Origin of the sequence: Salegentibacter sp. 24, from assembly GCF_004362395.1 — a bacterium.
GTDB lineage: Bacteria > Bacteroidota > Bacteroidia > Flavobacteriales > Flavobacteriaceae > Salegentibacter.
The window spans coordinates 1-17,158 of sequence record NZ_SNWE01000040.1 but is presented as its reverse complement, the minus strand read 5'-3'; the positions used below and the strand labels follow the sequence as shown (position 1 = coordinate 17,158).

The 17,158-nt window shown below is 34.7% G+C and carries 18 protein-coding genes; 7 read left to right on the top strand and 11 right to left on the bottom strand.

Annotated elements, in window-relative coordinates; all coding sequences use genetic code 11:
* Window positions 1–174 precede the first annotated feature (174 nt).
* Window positions 175–513 (bottom strand): DUF4870 domain-containing protein, encoded by a 339-nt coding sequence (locus tag DET49_RS18040; protein ID WP_133550212.1) that lies wholly within the window; start codon window positions 511–513, stop codon window positions 175–177.
* 125 nt (window positions 514–638) lie between these two features.
* Here DET49_RS18040 and mnmE point away from each other — a divergent pair, with 125 nt between their 5' ends.
* From mnmE to DET49_RS18025, 3 genes are all read left to right on the top strand, one after another.
* Window positions 639–2,075, top strand: a complete 1,437-nt coding sequence (gene mnmE / locus DET49_RS18035; protein WP_133550210.1) for a tRNA uridine-5-carboxymethylaminomethyl(34) synthesis GTPase MnmE — start codon at window positions 639–641, stop codon at window positions 2,073–2,075.
* Window positions 2,076–2,308: 233 nt separating this feature from the next.
* Entirely contained in the window at window positions 2,309–3,451 is a 1,143-nt protein-coding gene (locus DET49_RS18030; RefSeq protein ID WP_133550209.1) for a site-specific integrase, read from the top strand.
* Entirely contained in the window at window positions 3,441–4,172 is a 732-nt protein-coding gene (locus DET49_RS18025; RefSeq protein WP_133550207.1) for a hypothetical protein, read from the top strand. Before DET49_RS18030 ends, DET49_RS18025 begins: the two co-directional genes overlap by 11 nt.
* Before the next feature lie 281 nt (window positions 4,173–4,453).
* Here the strand turns inward: DET49_RS18025 and DET49_RS18020 are convergent, their stop codons facing one another.
* The 4 genes from DET49_RS18020 to DET49_RS18005 all read right to left on the bottom strand — a co-directional run bounded on the left by DET49_RS18020 (window position 4,454) and on the right by DET49_RS18005 (window position 8,510).
* Window positions 4,454–4,915, bottom strand: a complete 462-nt coding sequence (locus tag DET49_RS18020) for a hypothetical protein (protein ID WP_133550205.1) — start codon at window positions 4,913–4,915, stop codon at window positions 4,454–4,456.
* 484 nt (window positions 4,916–5,399) lie between these two features.
* Window positions 5,400–6,803: an IS110 family transposase gene (locus DET49_RS18015; protein ID WP_133550203.1), complete on the bottom strand. Its 1,404-nt coding sequence runs from the start codon at window positions 6,801–6,803 to the stop codon at window positions 5,400–5,402.
* A 267-nt stretch (window positions 6,804–7,070) separates the two neighbouring features.
* A complete protein-coding gene (locus DET49_RS18010; protein ID WP_133550201.1) occupies window positions 7,071–7,673 on the bottom strand; it encodes a Yip1 family protein in 603 nt (200 codons plus the stop codon).
* Between the two features lie 321 nt (window positions 7,674–7,994).
* Window positions 7,995–8,510, bottom strand: a complete 516-nt coding sequence (locus tag DET49_RS18005; protein ID WP_133550199.1) for a hypothetical protein — start codon at window positions 8,508–8,510, stop codon at window positions 7,995–7,997.
* A 193-nt stretch (window positions 8,511–8,703) separates the two neighbouring features.
* Between DET49_RS18005 and DET49_RS18000 the strand changes: the two genes are divergently transcribed.
* Together DET49_RS18000 and DET49_RS17995 are read left to right on the top strand one after the other, a co-directional pair.
* Complete coding sequence (locus DET49_RS18000) at window positions 8,704–9,348, top strand: IS110 family transposase (RefSeq protein WP_133550197.1); 645 nt, start codon at window positions 8,704–8,706, stop codon at window positions 9,346–9,348.
* On the top strand, window positions 9,294–9,758 hold the full coding sequence (locus tag DET49_RS17995) for a transposase (protein WP_166636613.1): 465 nt from the start codon (window positions 9,294–9,296) through the stop codon (window positions 9,756–9,758). The genes DET49_RS18000 and DET49_RS17995 overlap by 55 nt, the downstream gene beginning before the upstream one ends.
* A gap of 318 nt (window positions 9,759–10,076) precedes the next feature.
* Here DET49_RS17995 and DET49_RS17990 read toward each other — a convergent pair whose 3' ends face one another.
* From DET49_RS17990 to DET49_RS17965, 6 genes are all read right to left on the bottom strand, one after another.
* Window positions 10,077–10,871 (bottom strand): DUF5694 domain-containing protein, encoded by a 795-nt coding sequence (locus tag DET49_RS17990; protein WP_133550193.1) that lies wholly within the window; start codon window positions 10,869–10,871, stop codon window positions 10,077–10,079.
* 168 nt (window positions 10,872–11,039) lie between these two features.
* Window positions 11,040–11,555, bottom strand: coding sequence for a hypothetical protein (locus tag DET49_RS17985; RefSeq protein WP_133550191.1), 516 nt, complete (start codon window positions 11,553–11,555; stop codon window positions 11,040–11,042).
* A 735-nt stretch (window positions 11,556–12,290) separates the two neighbouring features.
* Entirely contained in the window at window positions 12,291–12,566 is a 276-nt protein-coding gene (locus DET49_RS17980; protein ID WP_070055119.1) for a transposase, read from the bottom strand.
* Between the two features lie 197 nt (window positions 12,567–12,763).
* On the bottom strand, window positions 12,764–13,534 hold the full coding sequence (locus DET49_RS17975) for a DUF695 domain-containing protein (protein ID WP_166636612.1): 771 nt from the start codon (window positions 13,532–13,534) through the stop codon (window positions 12,764–12,766).
* A gap of 208 nt (window positions 13,535–13,742) precedes the next feature.
* Window positions 13,743–14,483: a hypothetical protein gene (locus DET49_RS17970; RefSeq protein ID WP_133550188.1), complete on the bottom strand. Its 741-nt coding sequence runs from the start codon at window positions 14,481–14,483 to the stop codon at window positions 13,743–13,745.
* A 105-nt stretch (window positions 14,484–14,588) separates the two neighbouring features.
* Window positions 14,589–15,218 (bottom strand): hypothetical protein, encoded by a 630-nt coding sequence (locus tag DET49_RS17965; protein WP_133550186.1) that lies wholly within the window; start codon window positions 15,216–15,218, stop codon window positions 14,589–14,591.
* A gap of 335 nt (window positions 15,219–15,553) precedes the next feature.
* On the opposite strand from DET49_RS17965, the gene tnpC reads away from it, so the two are divergent.
* Window positions 15,554–16,951: an IS66 family transposase gene (gene tnpC, locus DET49_RS17960; RefSeq protein WP_133550184.1), complete on the top strand. Its 1,398-nt coding sequence runs from the start codon at window positions 15,554–15,556 to the stop codon at window positions 16,949–16,951.
* A 114-nt stretch (window positions 16,952–17,065) separates the two neighbouring features.
* Window positions 17,066–17,158, top strand: a 93-nt coding sequence (locus DET49_RS18860; protein ID WP_133550182.1) for a DUF4372 domain-containing protein, incomplete at its 3' end; no start/stop codon positions are given.

Below are 17,158 nucleotides of genomic sequence, written 5' to 3'. Positions count from 1 at the left end.
AAACTTTACAAAAGTCATCGATAGAACAGAAAATTTCAGTAATTTTATCAGTAGAAATCATAAGCAGAAATTAGGTTAGTATTTTGGTTTTCAGATACTTAAATATAACCATATTTCTGCTTTTTTCATGCTAAAAAACTACTTTTCTTACGTCGAACTCAGGTTAATAATTTTTTATTTTATTATCTCTATAGTTAAAGGGTAATTGGGGATTTCACCATTGCTGACTTTAATCGCATTGATGATAGGAAGAATCAGCATTATAATTGCAATTCCTATAATAGCAATAAAGCCTAGTCCGAATAAAAAGATAAGTGGTATACAAAGCAGGCTGTAAATAAACATACTTATTTGGAAATTAATTATCATTTTACCGTGAAAATCCATTCCTTGAACTTTGTCTTTCTGGGTTAGCCACAGAATTAATGGAACAATAAATCCACCAATTCCTGTGACTAGATCCAGTAACTGACTTAAGTGGGTGAGGACGAGCATTTGGTTATCTTCTCTCATTTTTTTTTTAATTGATGTGATGTCTCTTTTATTAATAGACGGGTTTTAAAACATTTTGTTACAAATTCATTGTGTTCTTAAAATTAAAAGTTCTGACAAGCTATTGATTTTTTTACCTTTGTGCTATGAAATTAAACGACACGATTGTAGCACTGGCTACGCCATCGGGAGCCGGTGCTATTGCGATTATCAGGGTTTCGGGGCCCGAGGCCGTATCTATTGTTTCTCCGCTTTTTAAAGCAAAAAGCAGAAAAAAGCTAGATGAACAACCAAGTCATACCTTACACTTAGGAAATTTAATGGATGGGGATCGCACCTTAGATGAAGTTTTAATTTCAGTGTTCAGGGCTCCTAAATCTTACACCGGGGAAGAAACAATTGAAATTTCTTGCCACGGTAGCCCTTATATTCAACAAGAGATTATCCAATTGATGATCAGAAAGGGTTGCCGATCCGCTGAAGCTGGGGAATTTACGATGCGCGCTTTTCTAAATGGGAAAATGGATCTTAGTCAGGCCGAAGCAGTAGCAGATTTGATCTCTTCTGAAAACCAAGCTTCCCACCAAATGGCGATGCAACAAATGCGAGGTGGCTTTTCAAATGAAATCCATCGTTTACGCCAGGAATTACTTGATTTTGCCTCTTTAATTGAATTAGAGCTGGATTTCTCTGAAGAAGATGTGGAGTTCGCTAATCGTGATCAGTTTAAAGAATTGGTGTCCAGGATACAGCAAGTATTAAAACGTTTAATCGATTCTTTTGCTACCGGAAATGTACTTAAAAATGGAATTCCTGTTGCTATTGTAGGAGAACCGAATGTTGGGAAATCTACCTTGCTGAATTCACTTTTAAATGAAGAACGTGCTATTGTTTCGGAAGTTGCCGGTACCACCCGTGATTCTATTGAAGATGAAATGAGCATTGGCGGCATAGGTTTCCGATTTATTGATACAGCAGGTATCAGGGAAACTGAAGATCTTGTTGAAAGTATTGGTATAAAACGAACTTTTGAAAAGATAGGGCAGGCACAGGTAGTGATGTATTTATTTGATACTTCCAGGTTAGATGAATTTTCCGAAACCTCTACTTCCGGGAGTAAAATCAGCTTATCTCAACTGCTTGTTGAAATTGAAAAGATTAAAAATCAATTTCCACAGAAGCCTTTAGTTATAGTGCCAAATAAAATTGATCAACTATCAGAGGATAACTTAAATAAATTAAAGGCAAAGTTAGGAGAGATTTCAGGTACAAGTTTACAATTGTTATCCGCTAAAACAGGTTTGGGGGTAGAAGAACTCAAAAAGAAATTACTTGAATTTGTAAATACTGGCGCGCTTAGAAACAACAATACCATTGTCACTAATAGTCGTCATTATAATGCGCTTTTAAAAGCTCTTGAAGAAATAAACAAGGTGGAGGAGGGTTTGAATAGCGATCTTTCAGGAGATCTATTGGCAATAGATATAAGAGAAGCACTCGAATATTTTGGTGAAATTACCGGCCAGGTAACCAATGACGAATTATTAGGAAATATTTTTTCTAATTTTTGCATCGGCAAATAAATAAGTAATTTTATTTGATACCAAATGACACCAAATAGAACCAAATAACACTAAACACCAATGATATAGAGGCTTTATAGCCTCTATTATTTTTCACTATTTTTCCTTTTTTTTATCATTAGTACACTAATTATTACACCTATAGTACACCTCAATGTTAAAATTTAATTTCCAGGTGTACTTTAGTACACCTCATAATGTTTTTTTTCTATCTTTATGATAAACAAGGAGATATGAAAATTAAACTAAAAAAGAAAAGACTAGCATCCGGAAAGTATAGCCTTTATATTGAATACTATAAAGGAAAAGCAACAGATGTTGATGGAAAACAAGTTCATAGTAGGGAATTCGAATACCTCAAAGAATATTTGTTTATAAATCCCAGTACTGCCTCGGAAAAAAAAGAGAATGAAGAAACCCTATTAAGAGCTGAGCAAATCCTTTCGATCCGAAGAGCAGAATATGCACAGGGTAAATATGGTATTAAAGATAAAAGTAAGGACAAACTTCTCTTCCTCACCTATTATGATAAGGTCAAAGAAGAGCGTTACGAAAGCAAAGGAAATTATGATAACTGGGATGCCGCCCAAAATCATATTGAAGATTATATAGGAAAGAGAAAGATAAGCTTTGAGGATATTGATGAAGAATTCGTTATAGGCTTTAAAAAATATTTAAATAAAAAAGCCAGGACAAAATCAAATACTGAATTGTCCCAAAATTCTAAATATTCTTATTACAACAAATTTAAAGCTGCATTACGCCAGGCATTTGATGATGGTTATACCAGACGGAACTTTGCTACTTCAGTAAAAGGCTTTGCCCAGGGGGAATCAACACGGGAGTATCTTACTCAGGAAGAGCTACAAGCCATGGCAAATGCATACTGCAAGCACCAGGTACTTAAAAATGCTTTTATGTTTAGTTGCTTGACCGGTCTTAGATGGAGTGATATAAACAAACTTACCTGGCTCGAAGTTAGAGACGAAGAGGAAGGATCCCGCCTAATATTTAAGCAAAAGAAAACCTCGGGACAGGAATATCAATATATTTCCAACCAGGCACGACAACTTTTAGGGAAGAGGAAAAAAGAGGGGAGTCTCGTTTTTAAGGGATTGAAATATGGAGCTCACTTTAATGCTGAAATACTTAGATGGTGTATGAGAGCCGGTATCACCAAGCATATAACTTTTCATAGCGCCCGGCATACTCACGCCGTTTTACTATTAGAATACGGTGCGGATATTTATACGGTCTCAAAAGTTTTAGGACATAAAGAGATAAAGACCACCCAGATATATGCGAAGATAGTAGATAAGAAAAAGAAGGAAGCAGCCAACCTGATTCCAGAACTTGAAATGAATTATGAGTTTTGATTTGTTTAAATATTTAACCACGCTTGGATTCTTCTATATTTATGGAAGACTCATTTTACATTATGGGGAGCTTTTTTTAGTATATATGTTAGAGGACAAGATATTATGGAAGTCTCACTCTGAAAAACCAAGAATTCTTTTTCTGATTATTGGATTGGGATTTATGCACCTTATGTCATTTACCAGTGCCAAAATTTCCCCTGAAAATTATTTATTTCAATTCATTATACTTCTTGCCTATGGAGTTGGATTTTATTTTGCCTTTGTGACCTGGACAGACCAGTTTAGCAATAATATGCAGGTAAAAGTAGCTCTACCCTTACCAGAGAAAACGACATTTAAGAAAGCAGATAATTTTCAGCTTAAAATTTCTGAAGGTCAATTGGAAAAGCTATATCAGGGATTAATGAAATACGATCTTTTGTACCCTGATAAAACCAGTCTCCAGGATTTCGAGAATGCACTTACAAAAGATTGGAATACTCACGATTCTAAAATCCATTTTAAGATGGATGGTCCCAGCTCTCGTGAATTTTATGAGTTTTTGTCCACAACCTTTTCAAATCAGATGACCATAAAAGATCTGTTTATTAAATCCGGTGTAGTCTTACGATCAGATGGAAAAAAATATAAATACAATACTTTGAAAAATGCACCGATTCGGACCCCTGTTTCTAAGCAAAATGATGCACTTATCGATATTTTTAAAAAGCTTAGTTGAAAGATTCTGAAATCTAGTATAAGGGAGTAATTGAACCTTTAAATTTCCTTAATCCAAGGTGTAGATTTCCCATTTAAGGGAAAAAACTTAATTAAAACGGAAAACATTGATGCTGTAAAAACAGTGTGAGCGGCGAACGTGATTTTCCACAGGACAATCAGTGGTTACAAGTAAATAAATAGTTTCGATTTAAGACAGTTTTCAGCATTTGTTTTTATGTGTTGCTGTGCATTGTTCTTTTTCAATATCGGTAACCAAAAACTCTCTTTTGCTGATATTTTTTATAATACCTGAAGGAGAACAAGATTAAAATTAGGATAGTAAAATAGATCCACCTTCCTGTGATTGTTAAAAGAAGATAGTCCAGGACAATCCCTATGGTCAGAAATAATGCAAATTTTAGAAAGAATGCTCCTCCTCCGATAAGAGAACTTGTGATAGGAAGACATATAGTTACCCAACGGTTTAATATATTCGTTGAAATATTTGTCCGACAAGTCATCCGTCACTCGCCTTTCTTCCTCTAATTGTTTAAGGTATTCCAGAATCAATTCTTTTTTCCTAACCCTACCAAGTGCAATTCTATTGGTGTTCTTTTTCAAATTTGGTTCCTGCACAAAGGTCAGAGTATGAATAAAGTTGGAAAGAGAACGGAGATGAATCATCCTGCTGTTTTTTCGATACATAGTTTTGATTTGAATCAAAGTTTGGGTCAGTTCTTTATCTAAATCCGCTTCTTTCAATCTTGGTTCTATATTTTAAGTGCTGGTGAATAATGAACAACGTCCCGTCCTATAAAAAACTGTACTGGTTGGACTGCGTGGTTGTTCGCAGGAAAATCAGCGAAGCTAGCGAGTACAGAGTTTCAATTTGAGACAGGTTTTAGTATCTTTGTTTTAAAGTTTTGAATTTTCTTTTTGATCTCTTTATTTGAGAATATAATCCAGCAATTATTATTACAGCAACCGCTATACTTACAGCTTTACCATTAGTTTCATTATAAATTAAGTAACTACCAGTTACCCATAAACAGAATGAGACCAATCCAATAATTTTCACTTTTGTAGACATATTTTTCAATTTAAATTTTTAATTCTATTTCAGAGCAATTGTGGTAACGTTTCCTATAAAAGAGTGCAAGCCAGCGAGCGTGATTGTCCGCAGGACAATCCACTGAGTTATACCGTTTAAAAACAAGAATTATTTGTACTATTTTTTATATTTGTTTTATGCAGGAGGTAAGCCCGTATTTTCTTTAGTTAATAAAGATTGGGACGCTTCCTGTTTTTTTCTTTTTTGAGCTGCTATTCGAGATATTGGTGCATCTATACCTCCTTCACTATATCTTTCTGCTCTTCGTCTTTTGTGCAGGTTTAATTCCTGGATCTTAGCCTCGGCTTCTTCTTTTTTCTGGTTAGCTGATTCAATATTTTGAAGGTCGATTCTAGGATCATAGTGGGTTTGTTTTTTTAGAACTCCGTAAATAATTCTAAGCCTTTTATGCATTACCACTCCCATAGCTTGATAATGATTCATTCCTTTAGCTCTAAATCTTGCATACAGTTGCTTTGTATTCTCATCAGTTCGTATGGCTGATAGGCAGGACATATAAAGTGCAGCCCTTATATCCGGTCGTCCTTTTTTACTCATTCTACTCCCCCAGGTACCGTCTCCGCTTTGTTTAAAGGTAGGGTGCACACCGAAGAAAGAACATAGCTGTTTGGCTGACGCGAACCTCTTAATATCCTCTATTTCCAAAAGTATCCTAATAGCCGTACTGGGGCCTATTCCTTTGATCGTAGAGAGTAATTTCACTTGATCATGCTGCTCGTATCGCCTGGTAATAATACGGTCTTCGTTTTCGATCAGTTCCTTTTTGTGTAAGATCTCTCTTGCTGTTTCACTGATGAGATGTTTTATTTGATCACTAACAGATTGAGTGCTGGGCTGAACCTTTCTTAAAATTGCCTGTGCTTTATTCATACTTATGCCCTTGATACGAACCAGCATTTTTTCTGATGCCCTGCTAACTTGTTTTGCACTGGGATATTTCACAAGCATCTCCAAAAGCCAATTAGGCATTACATTTCTACAATAGACAAGGGTTTCACTAAAGTATTGATAGAGCAATTTCTCCAGCTGATTATTAAGTTGTACTCTTTGCTTGGTGAGCATATGCCTGAAAGTAAGGGTCTGTCGAGCTTCCTTAAAGGTATTGTCAAATTCAACCGGTTTGTCCCTGTAAATTATTTTTTCAGGAAAGGCAATTAAATAGACTGCTATGTTTTCGGCGCTTACCGCATCAGTAATGGTTCTTTTTAGTGCCGCTTCACTTACAGATTTAACACCTTTAGGATTTAACCTGGCGACCTTTATATTTTGTTCTACTGTCAAGTTCTGGAGATGACTGAACCAATTATTTTCATAACCTCCCGTACTTTCCACACCGCAGAATAATTCCTTTAAACCTAAAGAGAACCAGTGGTCGATAATATGTGAAAGTTTTAATCGTCCTGCTTTGTTATCGTTTAATTGAAAAGGATCCTCAAGAATCTGTTTGTCCTGATCCAGTAAAAGAAAATCTGCATATCCTTTACTTACGTCAATACCTAAAAAAGCTTTGTTTTTCATTGATCATATAAGATTAATATTAATCAAGCCCCGTTCAAGCTTATGGTAAATACGTTATCGTGTAACAAGTTATACCTCGAACTCTACTTGATGGAGAGGTGACTCAGCGGCAGTATCTTGTACTATTCAAGCTCGAACCCTCTTACCACCAAATTGAGCAATTTTGATTAATAAAAAATAAAAAACAAACATATAAGCAAGCGAACACGGAGTTTCGATTTGAGATTGATGTAAGCATTGTTTTTAATGTTAGCCAAACTATGTCGTTTATAAGTAAGGATTTAGCAAAAAGAAATGAATCAATCCAAAAATAACAACTCCACTTAGATAGTTTAAAATTGTCCTTTTTCCATTAAGATTTTGAGCAACCCTAAGTCCCTTATAGAGTAAAATAAATTGCCAAATACTTACACCTCCTTGGATAAGAGTAAATATTATTATTAAACCAGAAAGTAATAGAGCCAAGACTGAACCCACCTCCAAAAGTAAAATTCCTGCCATCGCTAGGTTTGTAAAAAGTAATATTAATGATATATATAATGGTATATACGCTATTCCAATTGCATTATAAATGGTTTTCAATTCATTTTTTGCATTAAAAAACTTTCCAGTCAGCTTTATTAAGAAGCCGAGAATCAGATTAGAAGTTATTCCATAAACTATTCCCATTGTAATCAAAGACATTATTGTAGAAAATATTCCTTTTTTACTGCCAAAGTCATAATAGCCTCCGGATTTCATTAATAAATGGATATACATTATTCCATTGACACTAAATAGCAAAAATATCCTCAACCAATTAATTTTCTGGGAAAGTTTATTTTCAAAAGTCTTGGTCGGTTCTTTAAAAAGTAATTTTAATTTATTCATATTTTGGCTAACGTCCGTATAAATGCACCGGTATATTTATATCTATTATGTCACTAATCTAGCGGATTTCTAATTGTTAAAAAAATAGATGCCCTAAAGCCAAGAATTTATTCAAAAGTGACCGGAAAAAAGGGCAAATCGATAGTTAGATTAGCTTTAAGTCACTAGAAAATGTTGGAGCCTAAAAAACTCAACAAAAATTATGGCTCATCTGCCACAATAAAAATCCAGAATAATCCAAAATAAAAAGGCATTCCCCATAGAGGGGAACCGGATCCGTCAACAAGATATTCAGCCCTGGCCTATCGGCGGGCCGAATACTTAGTTATTACCTACAGTTTTTTTCTCCGAATTTTGCTTACTGAAAATTATTCTTTCCATTTTTTTTCTTAACACCGATATCTTGAATAAAGCAATCAATTCTATTAAAAGAATATAAATTATACCAAACAAGGGCATTATCAGGATAACTATTTTTTCAAACCCGACCGTAGCAATCTGGTGAATGGAGATAATTAAGGTCAGAACAACAAGAAAAACTGCAAACCAAAAATGAACAGAATAGCTTAAACCATTAATCCGCCTCAAAATTAGCTTGTTATCATCGTCATTCCCATCAGCTTTTTTCGTGCTTACTCCTAACTTAACCAATGGTCCTAAATTAGGCTGTGAATATAAAAATGATACTTTTTCAAAAATTTCTATTTCCGAATTATTGAAATATTTACCAGAAAGATTAAAACGCTTTTCAGAGGTTTTTCTATTGATTTCTGTTTTGAGCGTATTCATAATCCAATCTGCCGTTCCAGATATCTTATATTCTTTATTCTTTTCCAATAGTGAAATTTAAAATTGTAGGTAACGTCTCGTATAAAAACTGTGCGAGCTGGCGAGCGTGATTGTCCGCAGGACAATCTGCTAACCAAGCGAGCACGGAATTTCGATTTGAGACAGGCTTAAGCATTGTTTTTAGCATCAATGAAAAAGCAGTAATCGAGTATCTTTAATATTCACTATAAAAACTAAAGATATGGAATCCCGAGTTACTGCCTTACCAAAGTTATTCATAGGAATTGATATTCACAAGAGAAGCTGGAAAATACACTGCAGCACAGATCTTTTTGCAGGTAAATCTTTCACTATGCCCCCCGATCCTGAGAAATTATATGAATACGTTCAAAAACATTTTTCCGATCACCAGGTAACTACTGCTTATGAAGCTGGTTGCTGTGGCTATTCTGCCCACCGTAGTTTTAAAAATTTCGGTTGGAAATCCCTTGTAGTAAATCCTGCCGATATTCAACGTAAAGGAAAAGAACGCTACACCAAAACCGATCGAATTGATGCGCAGCTCATTAGCCGCGAACTCAAAGACGGCAGACTTCAAAGTATTATAGTTCCTGATATAGAACGTGAAGAACTAAGAAGTTTGTTTCGTCGCAGGAATGATCTGGTGAAGGGTCTTCGACGTATCAAATCCCTTATTAAAATGCAGTTGCTCTATTACGGAATCAAGATTCCACCTGAGTTCGACAACGACCACTGGAGCCACGATTTTCGTCATTGGGTGGACAGTCAGGAATTCGTTTATGGTACTGCCAGGGAATGCCTGGCAGTAAAATGCGTGATTTTCGTTTCACTGATAAGGAACTTCGTGATGTCTCGAGTAAGCTAAGGGCCTATTGCCGTAAACATTTTAAAAAAGATTTCTACCTGCTAAGGAGTATTCCCGGAATAGGCGGAATTGTAGCAGTTGGTATCATTGCTGAACTAGGTGATCTCAGACGTTTCAGTAGCCTTAAACATCTTGCTGGTTATGTTGGATTGGCTCCCAGTATATATGAAAGTGCCGGCAATTCAAAATCCAGGGGAATGAATCCGAGGTGCAACAGGCTTATCCGCTCTTATTTTGTAGAGGCTTCCTGGCAGGCAATAAGAACTGACCCCGTAATGCAGGCTTACTATCGTCAGCACCTGGGTAAGGATGTCAAGAAAATAATAGTTAAGGTAGCTCATAAGTTACTGAGCCCAACTTTAGCAGTGATTAAAACTAAAACTCCTTATGAAATTGGAGTGATAGCATAAATATTAATTCAATAATCAAGCTCAAAATATTAAAAGCCCATACCACAAAACAACATAGGTGGCCATTTCAGGATCACATTTTTTAGCTAGTGGATAGACTTATTTAACCAATCATAATGATGCTGGTGGCGCTAAATAGAAGTGACCACATATAGGATGCTGAGCGGGTTATTTTGCGTTGAATTCTAACTGAAGCAAAGCTTCAATCAAAATTCAACGCGTTAAAAAATATATAGGAATGAAATAAGAAAAATTAAAATATTAAATTTGAGAGAGCAGGTTATTGCTTTTCATAGGATGCATTGTTGGCAGTAGTGTTTACTGTGCTAAATAATCTTGCGGATCTACTAAATCGTAATTGGGATTGTCTCGCATAAAAAAATCTAGGTATGCAGAGTGAGTGCCTCCCAAGATTATCAAAATTCTATCGCCTTTGTCTTTGGGAACATCATTGAAATTGCTATAAATCATCAAATTCCTTTTATAAAAATCGGATATTATCTCCGCGCCTTCATAATTTCCAGGTGTGTGCATTACTGCTAAAGTGTTGTAAAAGTCTAGAGTCTCCGATTTGAATTCATTATTGTTATACACCCTGAATTTGGCAAGGATTTCTTCATCATTAACTTGCTCTAATTTTTTTACGTAATCATCAATGTAGTTTTTTATAGACTCCGAATTTTCAGCCATTGCCATTAATTTGGGGTAATCGAACATCAGTTTTGAATCGATACCATAAATATTTTCTACACCTGAAAGCCTACCCACTTCAAACGCAATTGCATTAATTTCTTCAGTCCAATTTGTTGTATTAGACTGGTCTTTCTTATATTTTTGATAAATACTGTTAGTTCCTTCTGAAGAAGATACTGGAACTTCTACGCAGATAATTGTCGGCTTAAATTCTACTAATTTATCTACAGCTTTTTTTATCTCTTTTTTAACCTCTGGATTATTAATATTCACAGAAGAAGAAATTGCGTCACTGGAGCCCGAAAGATGAAAAGTTGCAAAATTTAAAACCTCAATTTGATCGGCTTTTGTTTCTTGTCCAAAACCAGTAGAACATATTTGAAATAGAAGGATGAATGATAGTATATTCTTAATTGTCATTTTCGATAAATTTATTTTTGTTTTACATTACTGCCAACGTTTAGTATAACCGCAGTTACGGAATTAAATTTAATGTTTTTCGAATAAGAACCGATGGTAGCATTTACACGTGGTTTCGGACACAGTCGCATCCGCCGAAATTGCGGTTATACATTGTTGCCACACGTTTTATTCTTCATCTGGTAACGGCGGATTTAGAATTCGAATGTATGGATAATCACTTAATTTAATTTTCAAAGGAAGGCTATCTCCATTTTTACTGTTCAGCTCGTTAAAATCATTCGCTATTTTAATGAGTTGTCTTTGAATTTTTTTTGAAGAAAGTAAACTGTCTTGATAATAGAAAATTAATGCTTTATCGATGCTTTTCGAATAATTAAATTCTCGATTTGGATTTAGGATGTGATTCCGCAATACTAGCTGTAAACTATCAAAGGGCATTTCAATCTTGTCGTTTATTATTATCGAATTTTTTTGAATGGAAATAACATTACTTGCGTGATAATCGACAATTTCCATTTTTTTAGCACACTCCTTAAAAACAATCAAATTAAATTCAGTTGAGTCAGAGCTAAATTTTAGTAAAGGGACTTTTCCATCGCAGGCAATTTGGTCCGCTATTTTGATAAGTTCACCATAGTTTTTGATTGAATCCAAATATATTTCAGTCAGATTAGTTTCCAAATTAAAATTTGAAACTCGAGGATAATAGAATTCAGTTTTTTTAAATTCCGTTTTCTCCCTTTTTGTTTCACAATTACAAAACAAACCAGCAATTATTAATATGAGTATGATTTTTTTCAAATGAGTGGCAACATGCATATAAATGTACCGGTACATTTATATCTATTATGTCACTAATCTAGCGGATTTCTAATTGTTAAAAAAATATTTGTAACCACAAGGGTGTGAATTTCGGTGGTTTTGGCGAATTTACTTCCGAAAAAATATTCAAAAAGGTACCGGAAAAAGGGGCTAATCGATACCTAACTAGAATTAAGTCACTAGAAAAATATCGGAGCCTAAAAAACTCAACAAAATTTGTGGCCTATCTGCCACATTAAAAATCCAGAATCAAAAGGAATTTCCTATAGAGGAGCAACCGGATCCGTCAACAAGTTATTCAACCCTGGCCTATCGGCGGGCCGAATACTTAGTTACTGTACGCAGTTTCTCTATTTCTTTTTGTCTTGATTATCAAAATCGTATAAGCAATTAGAAAAATCAAAAGCGGTAACTGAAAAGTCAGATAATTAAACTCCTCAATTGGTACAGAGGTCATTCGTTTTATAATGGGTGCAATCATCAATATAAAACTTAAAAGACCACTACGATGGATTTGCAATAGCTTACATTGCCGCTGGAGGCTAAGTTTGGAATGACCCTTGCTAATCATTGTTCGACGCTCCTCTAAAGGTTTTAGCGCAAGGCGTTTTTTAAAAAATCATTCTCCACTTTAAGCTCCCCAATGACTTTAAGAAGCTGGTCTTTCTTTTCCTCTGCTTCTGATTTTTTTGATTTTTCACCTTTGGAAAAAACAGTATCGGCCTCCTTGAGGAAATCGCGCTTCCAGGTACCAATTTGTTGAGGGGTGATTTCAAATTTTTGTGCAAGCTCCTTGACCGTTTGCCGCTCCTTCAAGGCTTCAAGGACTACTTTCGTTTTAAACTTGGATGTGAATTTTCTTCGTGTCATAATACAGTAAAATTAAGGTTATTTTTGAACTTAACTTACTGTCCTAATTTTTGGGGGATGATCAAATCGATTATTCGGATTATCCGTTTTCCTCTTGTTTTTTACTCAAAAAATACTTCCTTATGGCTAAAATAATAACAATCGGTTCTTTTGTTCATCAATGAGTTTTTAAATTATGCGCTGTTAGGCATAGTGTTTTATTCTACCTCAATTGAAGTGTCCCAACCGTCATATTCTCCATTATATTCTTTTGCTATTTTTCTCAATTCAGATGTTATAGGAAAAATTGAGTTTATATCAACTTTATCCATCCTTGAAAATTGTAATTCGAAGGGTAAATTTGTTTGTTGATTAACTCCAGAATTTTGAATCATAAAGTTTTTATTTTCTAATTCTTTTTTACATTTCAGCATATTGGACTCAGTTGAAAAATACATCCAATGATTTACGCTCCTTTCTTTGGTTAATGGATCTCCGGCGTTATATAAATTTCTAATTACAGATTGATCCGCCATATAGTTTAAAGTTTCTTGGTTTGGATAAAGAAACTCTGTATAGTATTCCCAATTTTGATCCTCTTTTATATTTAAATAAAACTCATAACCCGAATAATTTTCTTGGTAATACTTTTCTATTTTTTCCTGTAAACCTTCTTTATTAGCAACATAAAAATATTCCAACCTCTCTTGGTCGTGCATAAAAGATCCTACTAAAATAGTTTCAGTTTCTCTACTAATTAATTCTAATAATTCGTCACTGATCTTATGAATTATTGGAAAAATGTCATTACCAGGAAAACCGTCTTCACGGTTTGTCTCAAAAGTAATTCCTGTAACTACTAGATATGGCAGTTCTTTTAATGGAGATTTTTCAATGAGATCCATTCTCAATGTAGTTGAACCTGGTTTTCCATTCTCATATTTAGCTACATAATTATCCCATTGTTCTGCACTATTTTGGCTCTTCATGAACTGAATATTTATAATAAAAATTAAAAAGAGTATTGAAATTGAATTTTTCATAAAAACATTATGCCTAACGGGAAGTGTATCTTTTAGTGGCGTGAAAAAAGAACTGCCCTTTGTTTTTCAGTTATAAATTTAGTGAAATATACCAGACCTTTAGTTCAGTTCCAAAACCCAAGCTATTGAAGACATACATGGTTGGCAATAGTTTTTATTCTTTTACTTGAACCCAAACTGTATCCACATCATATATATGCCTTTTCTTATATGTTCTGTAAATCTGCTTTATAGATGTTTCTTTCATAATGTTTTTAATAGAATCTATTTCATATTTAGAAATGCTTTTATCTGCAATTAAATTAAATTTCGTGTGCCTTTTTAATTCATCTCTTAGATTTTCAATATATTCATCTACTTCACTCTTTAAGTTTTCTAGGTCAGGAGATGAGTCGGTTTTGACCACGAGATTATTATCTACGTAACCAACATAAATATTATATATCCCATTGTGTCCTATTTTCATTTTAAGTATTTCAGATCTATTTAATTGGGTTTTATATGTCGGTAAATCTATATCCAAACCTAATATTTCATTAAAGAAAAAAGTATTGCCATTTTTTGCTTTTATAAATTTTAAAACTTTAGTTGAATCATATGGAATAATTAATAGTTCCAAAATTTGATTGTCTTCGTCTAATTTATACTTGTAAGCTGGTCCTGGTTTATCTGTGTATAGACTATAAATACTATCAGCATCCAATTTCCACATTAATTTACGTTTCCAACCATTTCCGTCTACCATTACAAGTGAATCCTTATAAAATCTAAATTGAGAATCAATCATACCATTCTCAGAATAATACCAATTCCCTAATAATTCTTTTTTGGATTTTGTTGTGGAGCAACTAATTATTATAAACAGAATTAGATATGTAAATACGTATTTTTTCATCTAAATTATTGCCAATGTCTCATCCTAAAAACTGTGGAGCTGGCGAGCGTGATTGTCCGCAGGACAATCAGCCAAGCAAGGGAGCACGGATTTTTTGAATTATCACTAAGGCAGCATTTTTTTTATAGGGTTGGCAACTGGCTTTTTTCTTTTATTTTTAATTAGGATAAAGGTTAATACTACAAGAAGAAGTAAAGCAAAAATCACAAAAGCATTCCAGTTTTTTTGGTTTTCTTTTAATTCCAGAATTTCATTGGTCCATTTTTGTTGATTTTTATTGATTAATTTTTCAATTTGAAAAAAATATTCCAAACTATCTTTTTTTGATTCAAAAAATTCGGGTCGCGGTTTTAATCTGTTGAGATAAGTCCGGTTTTGAAAAGTGCGACTTGCTCCACACAATTTTGCAGTTGCTGAATTTATACCGGTTCGATTTGCATACATTATCCAAAAACCATTTTTTTTATCAAAAAGGGCGGTTTTTTTTCCATCGTAATCAAGAAAATCAATCTGGATTTCATTCAAAGGGTGGAAACCCTTATAAACTTCAATTATTTCGAAGTTGTATCTTTTTTCTGTTTCTTCAAAATTTACAATCTTACCTAAAAAAATTAGATCACTTTCTTTACGTTCATTTTCTGTATTACTTAAGTCATTAATGCAGTTTTCATTCGAATAAAGTGGCGCCCACATTAGATTTAAGAAAAGGAGTAAAATAAGAATTTTATACTTCATACTTTTTAAGCTTGTTGCCAAAATTTCGTTCTATGAAAAACAGTGTGAGCTGGTGTAATTTAGCCCCCAATAAGATCGGAGTGATATTTTAAATTTCAATTTATACCTTTGAAATAGTAGTGATGCGTTGATTTTTGTAACTGTTCACCCGTTTTCAGGTAAACCCGTACTTATAAACAATTTTTCTAGGTTATAAACAGGGTTTTTGAGCCAAGAATTTGCTGAGCTTAAAAATCACTGTTTATCGCTTGCTTGGTTGATAACCCAGTAACAACCTGTAGTTTAAAAAGTTGATTTCTTTCCATTTGTCCCCGATATTGTTATAAACTTTCGTTTTGACCCAGATACAACTAATAAAAGAGATACAGGAAGAGCTAAAACTGCTAAGACAAGAAAACGAGCAGTTTAGACAGGAAAACAAGCAGCTTAAACAAGAAGTGCTTGAGCTGAAAAGGAGACTGGATAAGTACGAAAACCCAAAAAATAGTGGGAACAGCAGTATCCCTCCTTCCCAAGATCCATTTAGAAAAACAAAAAGCATGCGTAAAAAGACCAAACGCAAGCCAGGCGGCCAGAAAGGACGTAAGGGAAAGAAATTAGAAATGAGCAGCACTCCTGATGAAATCATCCTTCATGATATTACCAATTGTGAGTGCTGTGGTCACGACCTACCAAAAGAATCCGAAGGGTATGATGCCCGCCAGATCTTCGATCTGCCTCCAATAAAGATATTCGTAACTGAACACAGAAGAAGTAAAAAGACCTGTCAGCATTGCGGGGAGCAGAACAAGGCTAACTTCCCGGAAGGGCTTGTGCAACCAGCCCAGTACGGGAACAATTTAAAAGCACTTTGCGCTTACTTACAAAATTACCAAATGCTCCCTTATGCGCGCTGTAGCGAATTCATTGAGGACCTCACTGGGCATCCCATTGCTACGGGCAGCTTGTCCAACTTTCAACGACAGTGTTTTGAGCTGCTGACCCCTTATCAAGAAGAAGTAAAACGGCAACTACTCAAAAGCCCTGTCCTGCATGCTGATGAAACGGGGATCCGCTTGAACGGGAATAACAAGTGGATGCACGTGTTGAGTAATTCCACGCTTAGTTTTTTTGCCTATCACCCAAATCGGGGCAAACAAGCCATGGATGCTATTGGGATACTGGAAAAATATAGGGGCACCTTGGTACATGATAGGTTTTCCAGTTATTTTAGCTACCAATGCCAACACAGCCTTTGCAATGCTCATATTTTACGGGATCTATCCTATGTCGAAGAAGCCTTCGAGGCTCCTTGGGCAAAAGAAGTCGCGAAGCTTCTGGTACGTGCCAACACAAAAAAAGGAAAAGACCCAAATCTGAAAAAATCATACTACACAAGGGTGTACAATAAATACACGTCCCTGGTGCGGCCGGTTATTAAAAATTATGACAAGAAACTCAAAAAAACCGATGAGCAACGGCTTGCCTTTGCCCTTGAAAAACATAAGCATCTTTTCCTTAAATTTATAAAACAGCCCGAAGTCCCTTTTGAAAATAACCAAGCCGAACGCGACTTGCGGATGATAAAGGTCAAACAAAAAGTATCTGGGTGTTTTAGATCGCACACCCATGCAAGCTATTTTGCATCCATACGTGGGTATATTTCTACCCTTAAGAAGAACAACCAAAACGTGTTGGATAACATTAAAAACTTATTCCTTGAAAGGCCTTATTTCACAGAAGGGGCTGAATAGATACTGATTTTTTTAAAAAGCTTGTAATTAACTGATATTAAAACACTTATATACGTTCTTTGATTTTTTGATTTGAATTGATATGTAGCTTTGCCCCTTTTTAAGGCAAGCTCTATGAATACAGGTAAATATATTTTCGCTCAACTTTTGCAGTTTATCAACCGCTATGAGTTTGAAAAGTGCGTTTCCAAATACAATGGAGACCAC

Excerpts from the sequence above, each read along its gene's own strand:
- DET49_RS17980 (WP_070055119.1), bottom strand. The coding sequence starts at position 12,566 with ATGACACGAAGAAAATTCACATCCAAGTTTAAAACGAAAGTAGTCCTT.
- DET49_RS17975 (WP_166636612.1), bottom strand. The coding sequence starts at position 13,534 with ATGAAGAGCCAAAATAGTGCAGAACAATGGGATAATTATGTAGCTAAA.
- DET49_RS17995 (WP_166636613.1), top strand. The coding sequence starts at position 9,294 with ATGCGTGATTTTCGTTTCACTGATAAGGAACTTCGTGATGTCTCGAGT.
- DET49_RS18030 (WP_133550209.1), top strand. The coding sequence starts at position 2,309 with ATGAAAATTAAACTAAAAAAGAAAAGACTAGCATCCGGAAAGTATAGC.
- mnmE (WP_133550210.1), top strand. The coding sequence starts at position 639 with ATGAAATTAAACGACACGATTGTAGCACTGGCTACGCCATCGGGAGCC.
- DET49_RS18025 (WP_133550207.1), top strand. The coding sequence starts at position 3,441 with ATGAGTTTTGATTTGTTTAAATATTTAACCACGCTTGGATTCTTCTAT.
- DET49_RS17970 (WP_133550188.1), bottom strand. The coding sequence starts at position 14,483 with ATGAAAAAATACGTATTTACATATCTAATTCTGTTTATAATAATTAGT.
- DET49_RS18010 (WP_133550201.1), bottom strand. The coding sequence starts at position 7,673 with ATGAATAAATTAAAATTACTTTTTAAAGAACCGACCAAGACTTTTGAA.
- DET49_RS18015 (WP_133550203.1), bottom strand. The coding sequence starts at position 6,803 with ATGAAAAACAAAGCTTTTTTAGGTATTGACGTAAGTAAAGGATATGCA.
- DET49_RS18000 (WP_133550197.1), top strand. The coding sequence starts at position 8,704 with ATGGAATCCCGAGTTACTGCCTTACCAAAGTTATTCATAGGAATTGAT.
- DET49_RS17965 (WP_133550186.1), bottom strand. The coding sequence starts at position 15,218 with ATGAAGTATAAAATTCTTATTTTACTCCTTTTCTTAAATCTAATGTGG.
- DET49_RS17990 (WP_133550193.1), bottom strand. The coding sequence starts at position 10,871 with ATGACAATTAAGAATATACTATCATTCATCCTTCTATTTCAAATATGT.
- DET49_RS18040 (WP_133550212.1), bottom strand. The coding sequence starts at position 513 with ATGAGAGAAGATAACCAAATGCTCGTCCTCACCCACTTAAGTCAGTTA.